The organism is Spirosoma flavum, from assembly GCF_042686045.1.
Taxonomy (GTDB): domain Bacteria; phylum Bacteroidota; class Bacteroidia; order Cytophagales; family Spirosomataceae; genus Spirosoma; species Spirosoma flavum.
The window spans coordinates 1,290,861-1,313,023 of sequence record NZ_JBHUOM010000001.1 but is presented as its reverse complement, the minus strand read 5'-3'; the positions used below and the strand labels follow the sequence as shown (position 1 = coordinate 1,313,023).

The window sequence follows — 22,163 nt, the reverse complement described above, 5'->3', positions numbered from 1 at the left end:
TTGAGTTTTATTTTCTGGTCAGTTACATAGTTATCTATCTATTCGCCTTTTGTAGTTATTGTTGGCCAAATTTAGCGGCTTCGGTAATGCCTTTCCACGTATCGGTGCGAAATGGTACGGCGGGAAAATTTTCCTGATTATATAAATCCACGTCGCCATTGTCATCGGCCCAGCCATAACGAACGGCTACCGGCACCGTTACAGAGTCGGCATGAACTACAACTGAGTTACCCTGAATATCGGCCTTGGCGTAATAAAATTTCTGATCGGCACCTGCTACTTCGAAGCCTTTAAGATACCCGTATTTATCCTTCGCCATTAATCCCCCACCTCCATTGCGAAACGTAATAATAGCGCGGTTGCCATCAACTGTCATTTTATCCAGCATCGGCCCGCGCGATGGCGATTCAGTAGCACTTACTCCACTTTTCTGATACGCTACACGCATGGCTTCGGCGGCTAAACGATTGCCGACATCCAGTTTGTTTTTCGGGTGAATATCCGTCCGCTCGCCAATATCCGACGCCACGGCCATGCCCGTGTTGGGCAACTGAAGTGTCATTGTTTGTGCTTCGCGAAGTTCGGCCCAGGCACTCCCATGCTGACTATCACCGTTGGCGGAATTATAACTAGCTAACTGAACAAACAAAAATGGAAAATCGTATCCCCAATGCTGGCGCCAGTCCTGAATCATGAGCGGAAATGTTTTCCGATATTGATACGCCCGACCTGCATTCGACTCACCCTGATACCAGATGGCCCCTTCGATAGCATATGGTATCAACGGATTCAACATAGCGTTAAATAGCTGAGTAGCATATGTATTTGGCCCTGGCATAAAGGAAGAAGAGAAAACGTTGGCTACCCGGTATTTCCAGATACCTGCCAGCGGAATTGTCAGGCTTTCGCCAGAAAGAGTGAGTTGATCAGGCCGTCCCATAAGCCCCCCGCTCCCGCTGGCATCTGTAACGCGTACAGCAATCACATTGCGACCCGTCTTTAATAACCCATCGGGCAAAACATAGTCACGAGCTTTATTTCCCTTTGTACTACCTACCAACTGTCCATTTACAAACGTCGAATCGTTGTCTGCTACGGAGCCAATATGAAGGACAGTTTTCTGTAATTTGCTTCCTTCCGGAATAATGACCTCCCGCCTAAACCAGACAACGCCATCTAGGGTTGGCAGACCACCCCATTCCCAATCACCGGGCATATTCATCGTCTTCCAATCACTATCGTTCAAAGCAGCGTTAGCCCAAGTCTGCTCGTCGGCGGTAGTGGGTAAGCCACCTTGCTGTGTTTTTAGTAGGGCCTGAATACGCGCTGAGCCACTCTGAATAACCTCTTCATAGCTAGCAGGTAATTTGTTGGCTACTACCCGCAACTCATCATTCTGATTCATGGCTTCACGACTGGTCCAGGTCTCGGAATGAGTGCCTCCCCAGGATGTATTAATCAGTCCAATCGGGACATTCAATTCCTTTTGCAATTGCTTGGCAAAGAAATAACCGACAGCGGTGAATTGAGATGCTGTCTCGGGAGTGCAAACACTCCAATTTCCCTCCATATTATCTTTGGGCGTTAGGCTTACTTCTCGTTTAACCAACAGTTGCCGGATGTTTGGGTAATTGGCAACCGGAATTTCTGTTTTGGCGTTTGAAGCCCCACTCAGCGAAAATTCCATGTTCGACTGACCGGAGCAAATCCACACCTCCCCCGCCAGTACATCATCGAACGTAACCGTATTATTCTTTCCCTTCACTAACATCTGATAGGGACCGCCCGCTTCCATGGCATCAAGTGTGACACGCCATTTTCCATCTTTGCCCGCTTTGATAGTCTTCGTTTGATTATTGAGTGTCACTGTTACTTTCTCACCAGAATCAGCCCATCCCCATACGGGCACCGGTTTCCGACGTTGCAACACCATGTGTGAACCAAAAACGTTCGGCAAACGCACATCGGCAAATGCAGTTTGGACAGCGAACAAACATAAAAAAAGCAAACGCCAAGTCAAATAATTCATTCGTAGTCAGGGTTTTAGTTGTGCATTAGCTCGATCCATCGGAACGGTTGTTGATATAAAAGGCGAAAGTTTACTTTTATCCTTATTGATCAACAAACATTCCTCTCGAATACAGGAAATACGAAACAACAGAATAGTAATAATGTAGACTGGAAACCCTGCGCCAATTAACGAAGTCTCCTGCCAGAGAACCTGTAAGATAATTGGCGAGCTAAGAATTTTGAGAAATTATATGAGACAGGCACTTGTATCCAGACGGATACAAGTGCCTGTCTCTGGAGCTTTTGGTAAAGATGTCGAGCCCGTTAAAGTCTAGGGAAGTGTATAGAAACTACCCGCCAAACAGAACGGTAACAAAAGCGTCCTCTGCTTATGTGCTGGTGGTTTGCCAGTAACCAGGCTAAAAATTTGGCGACTACGATGCTAATGAATATGCCCGGTTTTCCCCTTTATATCCAGAGCGTTGGACAGATTACGCCGAATAGCAAATGTGTAGCGTAATGACACACCGTAACTCAAGCCGGTGCCAGCTCCTTGTAATTGAGCTTGTTGACTATATTTATGATTGACGCTATACGTCACATCAGTGGTGAGGGCATTACCTAAACCCCAAAATTTGCGAACAGAAACGCCTAAATCAATTGCGTTACTTAACCGGACATTATATTCCGCTCCGACTTCGGCCAAAGCAGTTATTTGGGTATTAGCCTGAGTCTGGCTAGTTAGGCGGAGAGTATCGGCTGTTTCTTTATGATCATAATATCTATAACCGATCAGCGAAAAACGACCTTCCTGATGACCACTATTTGGCACGAGCCACATGCCGCCAGTTAGCCAAAATCCCGACCGGAGCCACGGCTTGCTAGTCGATACCATAAGCCGCTTTCCACGTAAAACGAAAGCGTTTTGGGCACTTCCATATCGAAATACCAACGGCGAACCGGCATTACTAATAGATATCTGACTATGAATAGGCATTCGGGTGTATCCACCTTCAATAGCCCACCGCTCACGATACGACCAGCCAATAACAGCTCCCCAACCAAGTTTACCAACTAAGTTACTCTCAATCAGGCCATTGAATGAATTATCAAGTTTAGCACGATCCGTTCGGACAAACCCATCGAGAGCCACATACCAGCGACTTTGAACATAAGGGCCACCATATCGCATGAGCAACCGGTTATATTGATGATCCCGCACTGGCAATCGGTAGTAGTCCGTAACCCCCTGACCACAGACAGGCAGTACGACTAGGCCGAGCAGTACATACAGCAAGTAATGTTTCATCATCGAATATGGATTAGAGCGTTTCACAAATAACGCGATAAACCTTTGCTTGTTAACCACTTACAAACAATTTAATTAGTAAGCGGGCATTAACTTATCTATCTGGAAGAATTACAAAACGAATTACGGCCAAAAAACCCATACAAGATTAATTAACACTTTAGTTTACAGCATTTTAGAAATAAAAAACCCAGCCTTATGGACTGGGTTTTTAAGTAAAATTTAACCGTTAATTTTTGTGAGGTTGCGGCCCGTTTTCTCAGCCATGTTTCATTACAGGCACCGAGATTGTCATGTTATCCCAGGCAATGGCAATGCTACTGTTAGCGGGTGTGATAACAAGTTTCTCGATGGGTGTTTTATTCATCGAAACGGGTACTTTAATCATCGCTACGTCAGTACCTTTAATTTTTTCGTAATCGTAAGCGCCCCACTGACCTAGTGTGCTATTCAGAATTACGCTCCACTCCTTTTCACCGGGAATGGTAAATAGCGTGTACGTACCTGCTTTCACCATTTTGTCGCCAAACATTACGTCGCTTTTGAAGGTCACTTCAGTAGCTTCATTAGCACCCGTCCGCCAAACCTTACCATATTTCTCCAAACTACTCGAACCGTCGGCTCCGAAGACAACACGCCCTTTTTTTGAAGGTTGACCATAGATTACTTTAATATTCTTGTCGGGGCTTTCGGCCGTTATTTTAGGGCTTACGGGTGCTTTTTTGTCCTGCGCCTGTACCAACGATACCGTTGCAAAAAGAAAAGCAAAAACTGCAAGTAAGTTTTTCATGTGTTAATGATAAATTGGTTTTAAGTTATTACTGTCTAAACGCCACAAAGTAAACGATAGTTTTTTGAGAACAATATAAAGATTTGGCCAAACGGTGGTATTTTTAGCCCTACAACTGTACGTAAGAATACCTTTTTCTAATAGAATCGCTTTACATGGCAACAACATATTTTAGTAAACGCAACCTCCAGTTTCTATTGCACGAAGTATTCAAAGCAGACGAATTAACTAAATACGACTATTTCAGTGCCCATGACCGGGAAACGTTCAATCTTGTGCTCGACTCGGCCACGTACATTGCCGATACGTTCATGCATCCGTATTTGAAGGAAATGGACAGAAACCAGCCTGAACTTAAAAATGGGCAGGTTACTGTTCACCCGAAGGTGAGGGAATATTTGAAAGCAATGGGCGATGCGGGTCTGATTGGTGCGGGTTTTTCATTTGAGCATGGTGGTCAGCAACTCCCCGAAATGATTAGCTCCTGTGTGGGATTTATTCTGATGGCCGCCAACAACGGCATGATGTACACCGGTCTGACCTCTGGAGCAGCCCACCTCATTACGTCGTTCGGGTTGCCAGCACTAAGTGATTTTTACGTACCAAATATGCTGGACGGAACCTGGCAGGGTACGATGGCCCTGACCGAACCGCAGGCAGGTTCGTCGCTTTCCGATGTAACGACCTCCGCCACTCCACTATCTGACAGCGAATCCGTTACACTTGGAGAGGTGCCACTTCTAGACCAGCCAGGGAGCTATAAAATCAAGGGGCAGAAAGTGTTTATTTCGGCGGGCGACCACAATGCTACCGACAATATTGTTCATTTGATGCTAGCCCGGATTGATGGTGCACCAAAGGGTACAAAGGGCATTTCCCTGTTTGTCGTTCCCAAATACCGGCCTGATGGTAAGGGTGGTTTTGTCGATAATGACGTTGCCTCAACCGGGATTTACCATAAAATGGGTCAGAAAGGCGTACCAGCTATGCACCTGACGATGGGGTCGAACGACAATACCATTGGATACCTCGTTGGCGAGCCGCATCAGGGATTACCGTATATGTTCCAGATGATGAACGAAGCGCGCATTGGGGTCGGTATGACGGCGGCAGGTATTGCCACGGCGGCCTTTTATGCGGCTCTGCAATATGCTAAAGAGCGTCCGCAAAGTCGTCGGTTGAATCAGAAAAATCACCTGGATGCCCCGCAAACACCAATTATTAACCACCCCGATGTTCGGCGGATGCTGTTATTTCAGAAAGCTGTAACCGAAGGCTCGTTAGCCTTACTCCTCGAAGCGGCCCGGCTTTTCGATATTAGTCAGGTGGCCGAAGGTGACGAAAAAGAAAATGCCTTTTTGCTGCTCGATTTGCTGATGCCGGTTGCCAAATCGTACCCCTCTGAAATGGGTGTCCAGTCAGTAAGCCAGAGCGTGCAGACATTTGGTGGCTATGGCTTTACGGAGGATTTTCCGGTTGAGCAACTGTACCGCGACATTCGTATCACGCCAATTTATGAAGGTACAACGGGTATACAGGCGCAAGATTTGTTAGGACGCAAGATGACAATGAAAGGTGGAAAAGCCCCTCTCTTACTTTTTGCGGAAATAAATAGGACTATCGCTGAAGCCAGCACATCCGATGAGTTAAAACCATATGCAGACCAACTAACTGCCGAACTCAAACGGACACAGGAAATCATGGCCAGTTTGATACCACATGCCCAAAAAGGCGATATTGAACGTTATTTATCAGATGCGACCTTGTTTCTGGAATTCTTCGGAATTGTAGTCGTGGCCTGGCAGTGGTTGAAACAAGCAGTTATCGCCAAACAAATGCTTTTGACCCAAAACCCACAAGGTGATGATTTGATCTTTTATGAAGGCAAGATTCACACCATGAAATTCTTTTTCCACTACGAGGTCCCTAAAACGCTGGGCCTGGCGCAACGACTTAAGGACACGGAGGTACTAACAATTGTATCAGAAAAGGAATTGGCCTTATAGACCATTTCTGCCGAATACATAGAAGAGGCCGCTTTTATAAAAGCGGCCTTCGTTATAACTATTGTGCAAATCGGTAATAGTTACATCGGCAAAACAACTTGTCTGGTCGGTTAAGACAAGATCACGTGATCCTTTGCACAGAATACCATAAGACAATTTTACCTTTTTTACGTTTTATCAAGCTTCTCAGTCTAGAACCCTTACCTTTGCGGCTTCAATCGCCCGCGTTCGGTAATGCCGCTGATTGCCCCATCAAGTTACGAGCCGCCTACCCAATTGTGGAACGGACACATGCAGACTATCATTCCCTCGCTGTTTCGCAAGGTACAGGTCTCCTACGTCCGCGAACGCATCGAAACACCAGACGATGACTTTCTGGATATAGACTGGGCTTTTGGAAAATCGGCCCATAAAACAACGGGCGAACAACAATCCATTGACGGCTTTTCCTCCATTCATAATACGCAATCAACTAAAAGTCAGTTAGTTATTTTAACCCACGGACTCGAAGGAAATTCGGGCAGTCAGTATCTGGCTGGAATGGTACGACACCTAACGCAGAACGGATTGGATTGCCTGGCCTGGCATCTTCGTTCCTGTAGTGGAGAACTGAACCGCCAGCAACGATTTTATCACATCGGCGAAACGGGCGACCTACATTTCATTATTCAACATGCACTCTCAAAAGGTTACCAGACAATTTATCTGATGGGTTTTAGCGCAGGTGGCAATGTCACACTAAAATACCTCGGAGAGAACAGTGCGTCGCACGGCGATAACTCGTTAAGTCCAGCGATCAAAAAAGCCGTTGTTTTTTCGGTTCCTGTCGATTTAATGGGATCGGCTCGGCGGCTGGAACAGTGGGATAGTCTGGCCTATAACTACCGTTTCAATCGGACACTCAAACGAAAAGTGTTACAGAAAGCAGCAGTAATGCCGGGCGTTTTCCCAACTGAGGCCGTGACAAAGGCGCGCAGCATCCGCGAGTTCGATAACTTGTTTACGGCTCCCATGAATGGTTTTCAGGACGTAACAGATTATTACACCCGTAGCAGTTCATTACAGTTCATACCAAACATTACAGTTCCGACTTTGCTTGTAAGCGCAAAAAATGACCCATTTCTGTCGCCGGAATGTTTTCCTGAGGAATTAGGGCGGGAACTCCCCAACGTCTGGATGGAGTTCCCTGAGCAGGGAGGTCATTGCGGCTTTCCACCCCGCACTGGAGGCATTCAGGGCATATATTGGTCGGAGGAGCGGACGTTACAGTTTTTACAAACCACTGAAGGATAGTCGATATGAACGGAAAACGTACTAGACAAGTGTTAGACGCTAACAAAGAGTATTGGTTTACCACCTATTCGCTGGTATCACTGGCTCCATTTAGTTCTTATGCCGATGACCCAATACCGAAGAGAGCTGTAGTGTATGACTTGACTATTTCGGATTAGATTATGAATTTATATGGCACATCATTACCGTGAACCTGCCGCCCCGTCAGTAGTGGTCCGGCATCCCAAATAGTAAACAGATTTTAGACATTGAACCGCAGGAAGTTGCGGATATTGAACCCATTTAAATCATGCTTACCAAACCACTCGAACAAACCTATTACATCATTGATTTTGACAGCACCTTTACGAAGGTAGAAGCCCTCGACGTGCTGGGCGAAATCTCGCTTACGGGTCGCCCCGACCGCGATGATGTGCTGAATCAGATTAAGGTGATTACTGACCGGGGTATGTCGGGCGAGATTTCGTTTACAGACTCACTTAATCTGCGGATCAATCTTTTGAAGGCGCATAAGAGTCAGTTACCCGCGCTCATCGAAATATTGATGGGGAAAATCTCCGATTCGTTTCAACGTAATAAGCAGTTTCTGTCCGAAAATGCCGAGACCATTTATATCGTTTCAAATGGATTTAAAGAATTCATTATACCGATTGTAACGTCGCTGGGAATACGGGCTGAAAATGTGTTTGCCAATACATTCGAGTTCGACGAAACCGGCGCTATTGTTGGTTTCGATAAAACAAACCCACTATCGGCTAACGGGGGTAAATCGCAGGTAATTCGCAATTTGAAACTTGACGGTGAAGTTTACGTCATTGGCGACGGCTATACAGATTATGAAATAAAAGCGTCGGGGCTGGCAAACCGTTTTTATGCCTTCACCGAAAATGTGATGCGCCCCCGCGTTGTCGAAAAAGCTGACCACGTGGCCCCTTCGCTCGATGAGTTTTTGTACCATAATAATCTGAGCCGTAGTCAGTCGTATCCAAAGAGCCGAATTAAAGTTTTGTTGCTCGAAAATGTGCATCCGATAGCGGTTCAGTTGTTTGAGCAGGAAGGATTTAACGTCGAGATTCGGAAGGGAGCACTGGACGAAGACGAACTAATTGAAGCCATCCGAGATGTATCTATCCTGGGTATCCGGTCTAAAACGATGGTTACGGCCCGCGTTCTGGAACAGGCCAATAAGCTAATGACCGTTGGCGCTTTCTGCATTGGAACCAACCAGATTGACCTTGAGGCTTGTACCGAAAAAGGAATTGCCGTCTTTAATGCACCATACAGTAATACGCGTTCGGTAGTTGAATTGGCTATTGGCGAGATTATCATGCTCATTCGGGGCATCGTGCCAAAGAGCAATCTGATGCACAAAGGCGAGTGGGATAAATCAGCAAAAAATAGTTTCGAAGTACGCGGCAAGAAACTCGGTCTGGTTGGTTATGGCAACATCGGCACGCAGTTGTCGGTAGTGGCCGAAGCACTGGGTATGGAAGTGTACTTTTATGATGTGGTCGATAAACTGGCGCTCGGCAATGCCCGAAAATGCAAGTCACTGGACGAGCTGCTGGCGGTAGCCGACATCATTAGTATGCACACCGATGGCCGCAAGGAAAATAAAAACCTGATCAGCTACCGTGAGTTTGGGATGATGAAAAATGGCGTCATCTTTCTGAATCTTTCGCGCGGCCACATTGTAGACATTCCGGCGCTGGTCGACGCTATTGAGCGGGGTAAGGTTGCCGGAGTGGGTGTTGATGTATTTCCGCAGGAGCCTAAAACGAACAATGAAGAGTTCATGAGTGCTCTGCGCATGCAGCCAAACGTAATTCTGACGCCACATATTGGCGGTAGCACTGAAGAAGCCCAGGCCAACATTGGCAGTTTTGTACCGGGGAAACTGCTCGAATATATTAACAATGGCAGCACTTATGGCAGTGTTAACTTCCCTGAACTGCAATTACCACTGCTGAAAGGGTCGCACCGTCTGCTACATATTCACGCCAATGTACCGGGCATTTTGGCGAAAATGAATACCATTTTCGCCAAACACCACATCAATATTCACGGCCAGTACCTCAAAACAAACGAGCAAATTGGCTATGTGATTACGGACGTTGCCAAAGAATATGCCGACGAGGTGGTCGAAGAATTGAAGGACATTGATAACACAATTAAGTTCAGATTACTCTATTAGTGAACGTGCGAAAGATCGGGCTGCCAGAGCGGTGAATACTGCCCGGCAGCCCGGTTTCTTGCTCTCGTTCCGTGCCGGTGGCCCGGTCTCATCTTTATGAAAAACACCTACTTCACCCCCGGCCCAGCCGAACTTTACCCGACGTTCTATCAACACCTGCAACGGGCGATGGATGAACAGATTGGCTCAATTTCACACCGGAGTCAGCAGTTTCGGGACATTTATAAGTTTGCCGATGAGCAATTGCGAACCTTGCTAGCCATTCCAGCTACGCACGGAATTTTCTTTACCGGCTCGGCTTCGGAAGTGTGGGAGCGTATGCTTCTCAACTGTGTGGAGCATGAGAGTTTCCACCTTGTGAATGGCTCTTTTTCCCAAAAATTTTACGACTATGCCAACGATCTGCATAAGCACGCTCACGTCCTGGAAAAACCATTTGGCGAAGGATTTGACGCGGCTGATATTGAGGTGCCGGCTTATGCCGAATTGGTTTGTCTGACCCACAACGAAACATCATCAGGTGTGCAGATGCGGCCTGCCGACATGCATAAACTCAAACGCAAATACCCCAAAAAGTTATTTTGTGTTGATACCGTTTCGTCAGCTCCTTATCCCGATCTGGACTTCAATCTGATTGATTCAGCATTTTTTTCGGTACAGAAAGCTTTTGGGATGCCTGCCGGCATGGGCATTTGGATTGCCAATCAGACTTGTTTGGCGAAAGCCGAACGGCTACAAAAAAACGACTCGCTAACGATTGGGGCGCATCACACCCTACCGACGCTTTGGAAACACTACAAAACGTTCGAGACGCCCGCAACGCCTAACGTCCTGTACATTTACCTGCTGGGTAAAATTGCGGAAGATTTTAACCGAATCGGCATTGATAACATCCGGAAACAGACCGAAGAAAAAGCGCGAATGTTATATAAGTTTCTAGACAGTTCAGATGGTTACGCAGCCTTTGTGAAACCAGATCGCCACCGCTCGCAGACTGTTATTGTAGCCACTACAGGATCGCCGGATCGCGTAAAATCACCGGCTGATGTCATTAAAGTTGCAAAAACAGCAAATATGATTGTTGGCAGCGGCTATGGAAAATACAAGGAGTCACAAATACGGATCGCTAATTTTCCAGCTGTATCAGTCGATCAGGTTGCAGCCCTGATTAAGGAATTACAAAAATAAAACGGTGATCGCTGACCGTTTCCAGCATAACGCCTTTTCATATACTTGAGAAGGCGTTATTTTTTGGCCTCATTCTTCTGGACTATGCACCTGCAACAAACCTTATGTATGCTTTGTGGTTAATAGAGCAGTGTTTTAAAGGTATTAACTCAACGATGATGAAGAAATTACTTACCACTGCGACGTTGCTAATGGGCCTAACAGTAGGTGGTCTGGCTCAGAATAAGTCTGACTCAACAGGAAATGGTAAACCGCTCATTGATGAACAAACGAAACAGAATGTTCGCCAAAAAGCCGCTCAAACCAGCGAAAAGCTGGACGAAGAAATCGACAAATCTCTTAATTACCAACAGGCTAACCAACTAAGCTGGTTTGAACCAGGTAATCTTTTCGTTGGCGGAGGAATTGGCATGGGAGCCACTAATGGTCAGGTATATTTGGATTTCAACTCCCGCATTGGCTACTTTTTTCAGCCCGGTTTTGCCGCTGGTCTGCGTTATGATTACGATCGTCTGGTAGGCAATAAATACCACGCCCGCCAGGTGGGTGCTTTTGCCCGTTATTATCCGTTCCGCACCCGTATTAGCAGTTTCGTTGGAGCCAGCCTGAATAGTGGTCGGGAGTTTTCGGAAAATGTTCCGGCAGATGCCAAATATAAATACACCAGTGTTGGTCTGGAAATTGGCGTAATGGCCTGGATTCTGCACCGTTTGGGTGCTGAATTATCGTATGAAAGCAGTTTTTATAATAAGATTGACCCAACGGTTAGCCGGGGTAAGGGTGGCCGCTTGAAGGTTGGTGTTAATTACTACTTTGGTCAGGTTGGCAAACGAGGAGTTAAACTCGCCAAATAGACCATAAAAAATTGACAAAAAAGGCAGACAGATATAAACTGTCTGCCTTTTTTGTATTCAGGATTATCGGTGAGGGGAACAGCATAATTGTGTACTTTTGAATGAATGCAAAATGGCGAACCTATTTAGGCTTTCTTGTTGTAATGTAGGCTAACAGTCCACGCTAAAATAATGAAACTTGCTTAAAGGCGACTGAATATAAAACCTAACAGGTTCACTAACAACAGCAAATCATCCGCCATAATCTGGCTACAAGAAAAAGTAATTACACATATAATCATCAGAAAATTCATGAAAAACCTCCTGCTAACTACCTTATTTATTGCTGCTTCATTGGGCGCATTTGCCCAGGATGCGGTAAGTTACCACGGCAAAAAAATTACGCCTACTGACGCTATTCCAGCCACGGAATTAACAACTAAAATGGCCGACAAAACACAGATGCCCGCCAAAGTAGAAGGCACCGTCGAGTCTGTCTGTAAAGTCAAAGGTTGCTGGATGAAAGTCAAAACCGGCGATGGTCAAACGATGCGCGTAACGTTTAAAGACTACGGTTTTTTTGTGCCGAAAGACATAGTCGGTAAAACCGTTGTGGTTGAAGGTACGGCTGAAACCACGACTACCCCCGTTGCTGATCTACGTCACTACGCACAGGACGCGGGGAAACCAAAAGAAGAAATCGCCAAAATTACTGAACCTGAAAAAGCCCTGACATTTGTGGCCGATGGCGTACTTGTGAAAAAATAAAGAGATTACTTCCAACCCTTTTCCCGATGGTAGTGTCCTTGTTGAAAAAATCACAAGAACTATGTTAGATTTAATGAAACAGCTTTCTGGTTTTCTCATCGTTGGAACAGTACTCTTTTCAGCTTGCAAATCGTCCGAAACAACTCCATCCGACCGTGTATCGGTTAGCCTGCATCAATCGGCTCGGTTAGGTGCAGATATTGTTGTTCGTGCCGACTCCATTCAGGATAGCCGCTGCCCAACGGGTGTAACGTGCATCTGGGCTGGAGAAGCAAAAGTTAAGCTGCTACTATCGAATGGAAAAGACTCCAGCACCGTGCGCCTGACAGTAGGAGCAAGCCTGAATTCAAAGCGGTTAGACTCAACAAATGTTTCACTAACCAACTCCGTCTATAAAGTAATCTTGCGCGAGGTAAACCCATATCCAACCGCAACGCCTAGCAGCCAACCCCAAACGGCGGTCGTTCAGGTAACAAAAATATAAGCGTTGTTCAAGCTCTTTTCGTAGCTTGAGGGCTGCAACTGACCGTTGCGGCCCTTTTTTGTACCCAACTAACTTCTTTTATGAAAAAACTGTATTTACTAGCAGGCTTGTCGCTGCTGGCTGCTCCTCTATTTGCCCAACGCACATTAATTCATTGCGGAAATCTCTTTGATGGCGTCGGCAATAACCTACAGCCGCAAATGACCGTGGTGGTCGAAGGCAATAAGATTACGTCTGTGCAGAAAGGATATACTGTCCCCGCCGGACAGGATCAGGTGCTGGATATGAAATCAAAAACGGTATTGCCCGGCTTGATTGACATGCACGTTCACTTGGAAAGCCAGACCCGACGGGGTGGTGCTATTGATGGCTTCACTAAGAACCAGGCCGACGTGGCGTATCAGGCTGCACAATATGCCAAAACGACTTTATTGGCAGGATTTACAACGGTACGTGATCTTGGTGGTTCCGGTGTAAACGTGTCACTACGCAACGCCATCAATGCCGGACTGGTAGACGGTCCACGAGTGCTGACTGTTGGCAAATCTATTGCTACCACCGGGGGGCACGCCGACCCGACCAATGGCTATCGCAAAGACCTGATGGGCGATCCTGGTCCAACAGAGGGCGTTATCAATGGTCCCGAAGATGCTCGAAAAGCCGTTCGCCAACGGTATAAGGACGGGTCTGACCTCATCAAAATTACGGCCACCGGCGGGGTATTAAGCAACGCTAAAGATGGCTCCGGTCCTCAGTTTACGGAGGAAGAAGTAAAGGCAGTAGTTGATGCTGCCAAAGATTACGGCTTTGCTGTAGCTGCTCATGCACACGGTGCCGAAGGGATGAAACGTGCCATCAGAGCGGGTGTACAAACCATTGAGCACGGTACATTAATGGACGATGAAGCAATTGAGTTGTTCAAGAAACACGGCACTTATTACGTCCCTACGATTATTGCCGGAAAGACAGCAGCCGATTCAGCCCGACATTTTGGGTATTATCCGGCGTTAGTAACACCCAAAGCTTTAGCAATTGGCCCAAAAATTCAGGCTACGTTTGCCAAAGCTTACAAAGCGGGCGTCAAAATTGCCTTCGGTACTGATGCGGGTGTTTATATCCACGGCTACAATGCCAGGGAATTTGAATATATGGTTGAAGCAGGCATGCCGCCGGTAGAGGCTATCAAATCAGCCCTGATGACCAACGCGAAGTTACTCGGTATGGACGCGCAGGTTGGCTCGATTGAAGTGGGTAAGTTTGCCGATATTATTGCCGTAGCTGAAAACCCGATTCAGAATATCAAAACGTTGCAAACCGTTCAGTTTGTAATGAAAAACGGGAAAGTTTACAAACAGTAATAGATTTTTAAGCAGGCTGTAAGAGGTTATCCTTACGGCCTGCTTATTTATTATCTAAAAATTCGATCAGCAAAGTATTCACTCGTTTAGCCTCTTCATGCTGAACCCAGTGAGTGGCGTTTTCGATAAACACTACTCGACCATCATCACAAAGGTCAATGCTGGGTTGAGCCATCTCGCGCTTCAGAAATTTATCCTTTACCCCCCAGATGAGTAACGTCGGCACAGTAACCCGAATAGTTGGTCGTCGGGCGGGTGGTTTTCGAAGAGAAGCCCGATACCAGTTAATCATTGCTTTTCCTGCACCTGGCTGCGACCAGGCCGCTTTATACAGTTGTAAATCAGCTCTGGTAAAAGTTCGCGGCCGACTACTACTAAGCAGCGTTCCGACAAGCATGGTCCAGTTACCCCGCTGAGTCAACGTTTCGGGTAACCACGGCAACTGAAAAAAGCCGATATACCAGCTACGCAGCATCTGACCAATATCACGACTGACAAATTGCTTCATAATAATTGGGTGTGGGACGTTTAGAACGACCAAGCGTTCAACGCGTTCCGGATAAGAAACCGCTGTCCACCATGCCACAGCCGCACCCCAATCGTGGCCCACGACAACTGCTTTTTTTCGGCCTGCTGCATCAATCAGCCCAACTACATCAGCGGCTAATGTGTCAATACCATAGGCATCAACACCCGTTGGCTTATCGCTGAGGTTATATCCACGCTGATCGGGTGCCCACACGCAGAAGCCCGCGTCGGCTAAAGAATCAATCTGTTTCTTCCAGCCATACCAGAACTCCGGGAAACCGTGCAACAGAATAACAAGCGGGCCATCGTCAAGACCGGCCTGAACGACATGCAATTTAATACCGTTCGTTTCGACAAATGTGTGCGTCATTGCCTGTGTTAAAACCCAAAATACCCTTCGGCATTGCGATAACAGATGTCTTGTATGATCTGGCCCACCCAATGTACGTCGTTTGGCAGTTCGCCCTGTTCAATCTCATTACCGAAGATGTTGCACAGAATTCGCCGGAAATATTCATGACGCGGGTAGGATACGAAACTACGCGAATCGGTAAGCATACCGACAAACGCGCTCAACAGCCCCATATTCGAGAGTGCATTGATTTGTTTTTCCATACCGTCTTTCTGATCGAGGAACCACCACCCTGATCCAAACTGTACTTTTCCCCGAACAGACCCATCATTGAAGTTACCAATCATGGTCGCTATCACCTCATTATCAGACGGATTAAGATTATACAGGATTGTTTTAGCCAGTTGATTCCGGTCGTCCAAACCACCCAGAAAACGAGATAGGGAAGCCGCCTGTGGAAAATCACCGATGCTGTCCCAACCCGTGTCGGGACCAATTTCGCGCAATCGGCGGATGTTATTATTGCGAAGTGCACCGAGGTGAAACTGTTGCGTCCAGCCTTTTTCGTGATCCCATTCGGCAAACTGCACCAGCATAAATGATTTGAATTTCAGCACATCGACCGGTGTAATGGAAACTCCCCTGTGTAAATGATCGAATATACGCTGAACATCCCCTTCTGTATATGGCTCGGCATACACCATCTCCAGACCGTGATCGGATAGTCGGCAACCCATTTCGGCAAAGTAATCGTGTCTGGATTTAAGGGCGTCGATATAATGCGTCAATGTCAGAATTTCCCTGTTTGTCACCTCGGCCAGCTTTTGCATATATTCCCGAAGTGCAATTGGGTCTTCGGCGGCCATTGCTTTATCGGGGCGAAAAGCGGGCAGGATTTTAACGCCAAAACCATCCTGCGCTATTTTCCGGTGATGTTCAAGCGAGTCAAGCGGATCGTCGGTAGTGCATACTACCCGCACGTTGAAATGGTTTAGAAGCGTTCGAGTCGAGAGGTGCGGTAATTGTTCATTGCACGCATCATAGACGGTCCTTGCGGTCGATGGGTTGAGTATTTCCGTTATTCCAAATGGATTTTTCAGTTCCAGATGCGACCAGTGATAAAGTGGGTTACGGAGCGTATAGGGAACGGTTTCAGCCCATTTTTCAAATTTCTCCCAGTCACTTGCCCCCCCTGTACAGTATCGCTCATCGATACCGTGGGTGCGCATAGCCCGCCATTTATAATGGTCACCGTAGAGCCAAAGTTGCGTAATGTTCTCAAATCGTCGGTCGGCGGCAATCTGGTCGGGCGGCAGGTGGCAATGGTAATCAATTATCGGCATTGTCCGGGCATAGTCGTGATAAAGCCGACGTGCCGTCTCGGTTTGCAGTAGAAAGTCGTCGGACAGGAACGTAGGAGAAGGAGCGAGTGTATGCATAGACATTAAAGCAAAAGCCGGGTGGTTTCTCCCGGCTTTTGCACTTTTTTTTCAAAAACCTTTCAGTACTTACTACCCGATAATCCCAGCATTAACCCCCGCAACTCGGCCAGACCACGCAACCGCCCGATGGCCGTATAGCCAGGATTAGTTCGTTTTCCCGTCGTCAAATCGTCGAGCATCCGGTGACCGTGATCAGGCCGAAACGGCATTCGCGTATCCATTCTCCCCTCCTCCTGGCGCCTTTTCTGTTCCAACAGTAACGCCCGCATGACCCCAACCATCGGTACGTCGCCTTCGAGATGATTAGCTTCCTGAAAGCTATTCCGGCCCGGATGGTCATCGGCATCGCGCTGGGTACTGCGAAGATGGATAAAATGGATGCTTGGTCCCAGTCGTTCGACCATGCCTACAAGGTCATTATCAGCCCGGACACCATAAGAACCCGTGCAGAAACATAGTCCATTTGCGGGCGAGTCAACAGCGGCCAGCAACGCGCGGGCATCAGCTTCGGTGCTAACAACGCGAGGAAGCCCCAGAATGGGATACGGAGGATCGTCGGGGTGGATAGCTAACTGAACCCCCACTGATTCAGCCACCGGGACAATTTCGCGCAGAAAAGCATATAGATTCTGGCGTAATTCCCGATCACTAATGTCTTTGTAGGCATCCAGCGCATCACGAAATTGCTCCACAGTGTAACTTTCTTCGGAGCCGGGCAAGCCCGCAATGATCGTACGAGTCAGACGTTTCACCTGCGCATCGGTCATACCATCAAGCTTAGTTCGGGCCTGGTGTTTTTGCTCATCGTTATACAGGTATTGGGCACCCGGTCGCTGGAGAATAAACAACTCGAAAGCGGCAAACTCGGTCGCATCGAAACGCAGACCCGTAGACCCGTCGGGCATGGGGAAATCAAGATCGGTACGGGTCCAGTCGAGTACGGGCATGAAATTATAACAGACCGTATCGACGCCCGCCTGAGCCAGATTGACTATGGATTCTTTATAATTTTCGATATACCGCCGGTAATCGCCCGTGCGGGTTTTGATACCCTCGTGTACCGGAATACTTTCAACCACCGACCAACTTAATCCTTTACCGTCAATCTGCGCCTTACGACTGAGGACTTCTTCAAGGGGCCATACCTCTCCATTCGGAATGTGGTGCAGGGCCGTTACAATGCCGGTGGCTCCCGCCTGCCGGACATCATTGAGCGATACAGGGTCATTGGGGCCGAACCATCGCCAGGTTTGTTCAAGCATAGATAATCGGGGCCAGCATTCTACTAACCCGGTTAATTGAGCGGCCAGCATGATGCTGGCCCAGACTGTTTAGGTAAAAAAGCACGTGTACTTCCTTTTCTCCCCAAAACTGTAATTTGTTTTGCAAACGCCAACCACTTCTGGCCGCTTCCGCTGGCGTATTGTTGCATTGCTATTTCTGGCAACGACCATTAATTACGTAGATCGGCAGGTATTGTCATTCACCATGACGGATGAGCTGTTTCGAAAAGAGATGCTCGATATGACGCCCGATGCTGTACTCACCAAAGAAGCAACTGATCGGTTCAAGGTGCTTTACGGCGATGTTGATGCGGCCTTCAAGTTTGCCTACGCTATCGGTTTTCTGCTCGTTGGCTGGCTCATTGATCGTATTGGCACTAAGCGTGGCTTTTCGCTGGGAATATTAGTCTGGAGTATTGCTGCTGTACTTACCACCTTCGTCAATACTATTGCCGGACTGCGTTGGGCGCGGGCACTGCTGGGTTTGGGCGAAGCAGCCAACTTTCCGTCGTCCATAAAAACCATTGCAGAATGGTTTCCCCGCCGTGAACGCTCCTTTGCTAATGGCCTGTTCAATGCCGGGACCAATGTGGGTATTATTCTGACAGCACTCGCCGTTCCGTATCTTATTTTACAATTTGGCTGGCGGAGTTCCTTTTTAGTTACAGGCATACTAGGCTTTGGACTTCTTTTTTTCTGGTGGTTTACGTACAGCAAACCCGAACGAAACCCGAAACTGTCAGCCGATGAATTGGCGTATATCCGCAGCGACGGCGAAAAAGTTGTTCCTCTAAAAGTATCATGGGGTCGATTGCTGGGGTATAAACAGACGTGGGCCTTTGCCGTCGGGAAATTTATGGCCGATCCAATCTGGTGGTTCTATATGTCATGGCTACCCGATTTCTTCAACTCAAACGATGCCCTTGACGAAAAACTCGACCTCAAAAGTTTTGGCATACCCTTCCTGATTATTTACGTCGTTTCTGACGCGGGCAGCATCTTTTTTGGGTGGCTCAGTACGCAGTTTATGAGCTGGGGCTGGTCGGCAAACCGCGCCCGAAAAACAACGTTGCTCATCTGCGCCTTATGCGTTGTACCGATTTTCTTTGCCGCCCAAACCAGTAGCCTGACCGTTGCCATTGCGCTAATTTCGCTGGCAACTGCCGCCCATCAAGGTTGGTCGGCAAATATGTACACCTTTGCATCAGATTTATTCCCTAAAAATGTGGTTGCCTCTGTAACGGGCATTGGTGGTATGTTTGGCGCTGTTGGTGGCATCTTACTGGCGCTGCTGGCGGGCCGCATTATTACAGCCTTCGGCTATTTGCCCATGTTCATTATTGCAAGTTGCTCCTATTTAATCGCTCTGATTATAATTCATCTGGTTTTGCCAAAGTTAGAGCCAGTAAGACCAGAGGAGTTGATGACCGAATATAGTGTAGAAAACAAAGTGTGACAGGGTCAACTGTCAAGCCACGTATAGACTAGCTAACTCTACAATGAAAATTATCACCTTTGGCGAAGTAATGCTTCGCCTAAGTCCACCAGACGTTGAGCGATTTGCTCAGACAGATACTCTTAGCATGCACTTCGGTGGCACAGAAGCCAATGTAGCCGTGTCGCTGGCGCAGTTTGGTATGCAGGTGGCCCACGTTACCCGATTTCCAGACCACGCTCTTGGCCGGGCGGCAGCGGGCTACCTCCGCAAGTACGATGTTGATACGCAATACATAGGTTACGGTGACGGGCGACTGGGCCTTTATTTTTTGGAAACAGGCGCCGGAAGCCGCGCTAGCCAGATTATCTACGACCGGGCTGATTCGGCATTTTCGCGCATTCTTCCTGACGAAATTGATTGGGAAACCATTCTGAAGGGAGCCTCGTGGTTCCATTGGACAGGCATCACCCCGGCCCTTTCGCAGGGGGCAGCCGACTGTTTGCTAGTGGGCATCCAGACCGCAAACCGGCTTGGCGTTCCTGTTTCGGGCGACATTGTTTACCGCAGCAATTTGTGGAAATATGGCCGGACACCCCAGGAAATTATGCCCGCTCTAACCGAAGGGTGTACGCTTGTTTTGGGAAGCAAAGGTCTTTTCTCCGAACTTTATGATGTTGTTGGTAGCACGTTTCAGGAATCCGGTCGGGCGTTAATGAAACGGTTTCCCAATGTTCGCTACATTACCGATACGAAACGAAATTCTGTTAGCGCATCGCATAACCAGTTGTCAGCCAAGCTATTCGACGGGCAGAATGTTTATAAATCAAGGCTGTACGATATCAGGCCCATCACAGACCGAATCGGTACGGGTGATGCTTACATAGCCGGATTAATTTATGGTTTGCTGACGTTCAACGATCTCCAGCGGGCCGTTGAGTTTGGCGCGGCTGCTTCGGTTCTGAAACATACTATCCCCGGCGATGTGAACCTGACTACTGTTGCTGAAGTTGACACAGTAGCCAACGGCGATAGCTCCGGCAAATTAAGACGATGATGCCGGGATCTATGGTGATGTGCTGAGGGCTTACTACCGAGCTGATTCAGAAAGATGTGCTTGCTAATCGTGCTTTCTATAAAATAGACGCTATGGTTAGCGATGTAGTTCGTATTATTGCTGAATTATGAACAACCCAGTGCAAAACTTCAATTTTAGTTAATAGTCAACCCGTCTGACTGATGATCGCAGACTGGATTGCTACACACCCAACCATGGCTAAATTAACCCGTTCGACCTATCCCGCTCCCGTTTTTCCGGAAAAAATTCTACAGTTCGGTACTGGTGTTCTCTTACGCGGACTACCCGATTTTTTAGTACAAAAAGCCAATGCTGAAGGGCGATTCGAAGGCTCCATCGTTGTTGTAAAATCAACTGATAGCCAAACAGATGAGTTTTCGACGCAGGATAATCTCTACACGGTTGCCGTTCGGGGTGTTCAGCAGGGACGAGAGGTTTCCGAGAACACGGTTGTGTCGGCAATCAGCCGGGTGTTAGCGGCACAAACTCAGTGGGGTGAAGTATTGAAGCTGGCCCGGAATCCAAAATTACAAATCATCATTTCCAATACCACCGAAATTGGTCTAAACTACGTTGAAGAAAGTATTTTTCAGCATCCGCCCCAGTCATTTCCGGCTAAATTAACTGCGTTTCTCTACGAGCGATTTCGCAGTGTTGGCGGCTCGAAGGCTAAAGGTTTAATTGTCATTCCAACTGAACTTGTAACCGACAATGGACTAAAATTACGTGAGGCTGTCGAGAAACTGGCTCAATTCAATGAGTTAGGTAAGTTGTTTACGAAATGGCTCAAGTTCCACGTTCGATTCTGCAATTCCCTTGTTGATCGCATTGTTACCCGGCCAACTGATGAAGCCCGGCAGACATTGCAAAAAGAAACTGGCTACGAAGATGATCTGCTCACGTTTACAGAGCCATATTATCTCTGGGCTATTGAGGGCGACGACCGCGTTCGGCAGACATTGTCGTTTGCCGGCCCATCTACACCCCAGATTATTATTGATGAAGATATTAATTTTTACAAAGAGCGTAAACTTCGGGTTCTAAATGGCACGCATACGCTCACGATGCCATTAGGTTATTTGTTGGGACTGGAAACGGTTGCCGACGAAATGCGTCACCCAACCATGAGTAAGTTTGTGGAATCATTGATGCTCAATGAAATTGTTCCAACGGTACCTGACTATGACACTCCGGGGATGGATAAAGCAGCTGTTGCACAGTTTGCTCACGACGTACTGGATCGGTTCCGAAACCCTCACCTCGACCATTTATTACTCAATATTTCGCTTCAGCAAACGGCTAAAATGCAGGCCCGTAATGTAGCCACTCTTCAACGATATTATGAGCAAGTTAACGCCGTACCCAAACTTATGGCACTCGGCTTCGCAGCGTATCTACTTTTCATGAAAGTGGTTCGGGAAGAAACCGGACAGTTTTTTGGGGAGATTGCTCTGGCAAGCGGTGGCAAGCTCAATTATCCCATTCGCGATGATAAAGCCGGGTATTTTTACGGCGACTGGAAAACGGTAAAAGACCGTGTTCCGGTAACTGTACAAGCGTTTGTAAAAAGTGTTTTGTCGGACGTAACGCTCTGGCAAGCAGACCTGACGGCCTTACCGGGCTTTACCGATGCGGTTGCTCAAAACCTGAACTCACTACTCACAGCGGGAGTAGCAAAAACCTTAGAGAAAGCTGTCGCATAGAGTTCGCGACTTATAGTTCACAGAAAAAGGGTATGAAAAGAAGACTATTACTGGCTCTCTTTTCATACCCTTTTTCTGTGAACGTTACCGTCTAACACTAAATTTGTCT

General features: G+C 47.4%; 17 protein-coding genes. 11 read left to right on the top strand and 6 right to left on the bottom strand.

Annotation, left to right across the window (positions count from 1 at the left end; genetic code table 11):
* Nucleotides 1-55: 55 nt before the first annotated feature.
* From ACFS25_RS05340 to ACFS25_RS05330, 3 genes are all read right to left on the bottom strand, one after another.
* A complete protein-coding gene (locus ACFS25_RS05340) occupies nt 56-2,029 on the bottom strand; it encodes a sialate O-acetylesterase (protein WP_381497377.1) in 1,974 nt (657 codons plus the stop codon).
* 423 nt (nt 2,030-2,452) lie between these two features.
* The gene (locus ACFS25_RS05335; protein ID WP_381497376.1) at nt 2,453-3,322 is read right to left on the bottom strand and encodes a hypothetical protein; all 870 of its coding nucleotides are present in this window, start codon (nt 3,320-3,322) and stop codon (nt 2,453-2,455) included.
* 256 nt (nt 3,323-3,578) lie between these two features.
* Complete coding sequence (locus ACFS25_RS05330; RefSeq protein WP_381497375.1) at nt 3,579-4,109, bottom strand: DUF2911 domain-containing protein; 531 nt, start codon at nt 4,107-4,109, stop codon at nt 3,579-3,581.
* Between the two features lie 155 nt (nt 4,110-4,264).
* On the opposite strand from ACFS25_RS05330, the gene ACFS25_RS05325 reads away from it, so the two are divergent.
* The 8 genes from ACFS25_RS05325 to ACFS25_RS05290 all read left to right on the top strand — a co-directional run bounded on the left by ACFS25_RS05325 (nt 4,265) and on the right by ACFS25_RS05290 (nt 14,233).
* Nucleotides 4,265-6,115, top strand: a complete 1,851-nt coding sequence (locus ACFS25_RS05325) for an acyl-CoA dehydrogenase (protein ID WP_381497374.1) — start codon at nt 4,265-4,267, stop codon at nt 6,113-6,115.
* A gap of 234 nt (nt 6,116-6,349) precedes the next feature.
* Nucleotides 6,350-7,408, top strand: coding sequence for a YheT family hydrolase (locus tag ACFS25_RS05320; protein ID WP_381497373.1), 1,059 nt, complete (start codon nt 6,350-6,352; stop codon nt 7,406-7,408).
* Nucleotides 7,409-7,697: 289 nt separating this feature from the next.
* Nucleotides 7,698-9,602 (top strand): phosphoglycerate dehydrogenase, encoded by a 1,905-nt coding sequence (gene serA / locus ACFS25_RS05315; RefSeq protein ID WP_381497372.1) that lies wholly within the window; start codon nt 7,698-7,700, stop codon nt 9,600-9,602.
* Between the two features lie 96 nt (nt 9,603-9,698).
* Complete coding sequence (locus tag ACFS25_RS05310) at nt 9,699-10,790, top strand: aminotransferase class V-fold PLP-dependent enzyme (RefSeq protein WP_381497371.1); 1,092 nt, start codon at nt 9,699-9,701, stop codon at nt 10,788-10,790.
* Between the two features lie 155 nt (nt 10,791-10,945).
* Nucleotides 10,946-11,644 carry a hypothetical protein gene (locus ACFS25_RS05305; protein WP_381497370.1) on the top strand — a complete coding sequence of 233 codons (699 nt, stop codon included), beginning with the start codon at nt 10,946-10,948 and terminating at the stop codon, nt 11,642-11,644.
* Between the two features lie 291 nt (nt 11,645-11,935).
* A complete protein-coding gene (locus tag ACFS25_RS05300) occupies nt 11,936-12,391 on the top strand; it encodes a DUF4920 domain-containing protein (protein WP_381497369.1) in 456 nt (151 codons plus the stop codon).
* Nucleotides 12,392-12,452: 61 nt separating this feature from the next.
* Nucleotides 12,453-12,875: a hypothetical protein gene (locus ACFS25_RS05295; protein WP_381497368.1), complete on the top strand. Its 423-nt coding sequence runs from the start codon at nt 12,453-12,455 to the stop codon at nt 12,873-12,875.
* An 80-nt stretch (nt 12,876-12,955) separates the two neighbouring features.
* A complete protein-coding gene (locus ACFS25_RS05290) occupies nt 12,956-14,233 on the top strand; it encodes a metal-dependent hydrolase family protein (RefSeq protein ID WP_381497367.1) in 1,278 nt (425 codons plus the stop codon).
* 43 nt (nt 14,234-14,276) lie between these two features.
* Here the strand turns inward: ACFS25_RS05290 and ACFS25_RS05285 are convergent, their stop codons facing one another.
* The 3 genes from ACFS25_RS05285 to uxuA form a co-directional block, all read right to left on the bottom strand.
* On the bottom strand, nt 14,277-15,131 hold the full coding sequence (locus ACFS25_RS05285; protein ID WP_381497366.1) for an alpha/beta fold hydrolase: 855 nt from the start codon (nt 15,129-15,131) through the stop codon (nt 14,277-14,279).
* An 8-nt stretch (nt 15,132-15,139) separates the two neighbouring features.
* Nucleotides 15,140-16,552 carry a glucuronate isomerase gene (gene uxaC, locus ACFS25_RS05280; protein WP_381497365.1) on the bottom strand — a complete coding sequence of 471 codons (1,413 nt, stop codon included), beginning with the start codon at nt 16,550-16,552 and terminating at the stop codon, nt 15,140-15,142.
* A gap of 62 nt (nt 16,553-16,614) precedes the next feature.
* A complete protein-coding gene (gene uxuA, locus ACFS25_RS05275) occupies nt 16,615-17,817 on the bottom strand; it encodes a mannonate dehydratase (protein ID WP_381497364.1) in 1,203 nt (400 codons plus the stop codon).
* A 121-nt stretch (nt 17,818-17,938) separates the two neighbouring features.
* On the opposite strand from uxuA, the gene ACFS25_RS05270 reads away from it, so the two are divergent.
* From ACFS25_RS05270 to ACFS25_RS05260, 3 genes are all read left to right on the top strand, one after another.
* A complete protein-coding gene (locus ACFS25_RS05270; protein WP_381497363.1) occupies nt 17,939-19,294 on the top strand; it encodes an MFS transporter in 1,356 nt (451 codons plus the stop codon).
* 43 nt (nt 19,295-19,337) lie between these two features.
* Complete coding sequence (locus tag ACFS25_RS05265) at nt 19,338-20,330, top strand: PfkB family carbohydrate kinase (protein ID WP_381497362.1); 993 nt, start codon at nt 19,338-19,340, stop codon at nt 20,328-20,330.
* Between the two features lie 182 nt (nt 20,331-20,512).
* Entirely contained in the window at nt 20,513-22,054 is a 1,542-nt protein-coding gene (locus tag ACFS25_RS05260) for a tagaturonate reductase (RefSeq protein ID WP_381497361.1), read from the top strand.
* Nucleotides 22,055-22,163 lie beyond the last annotated feature (109 nt).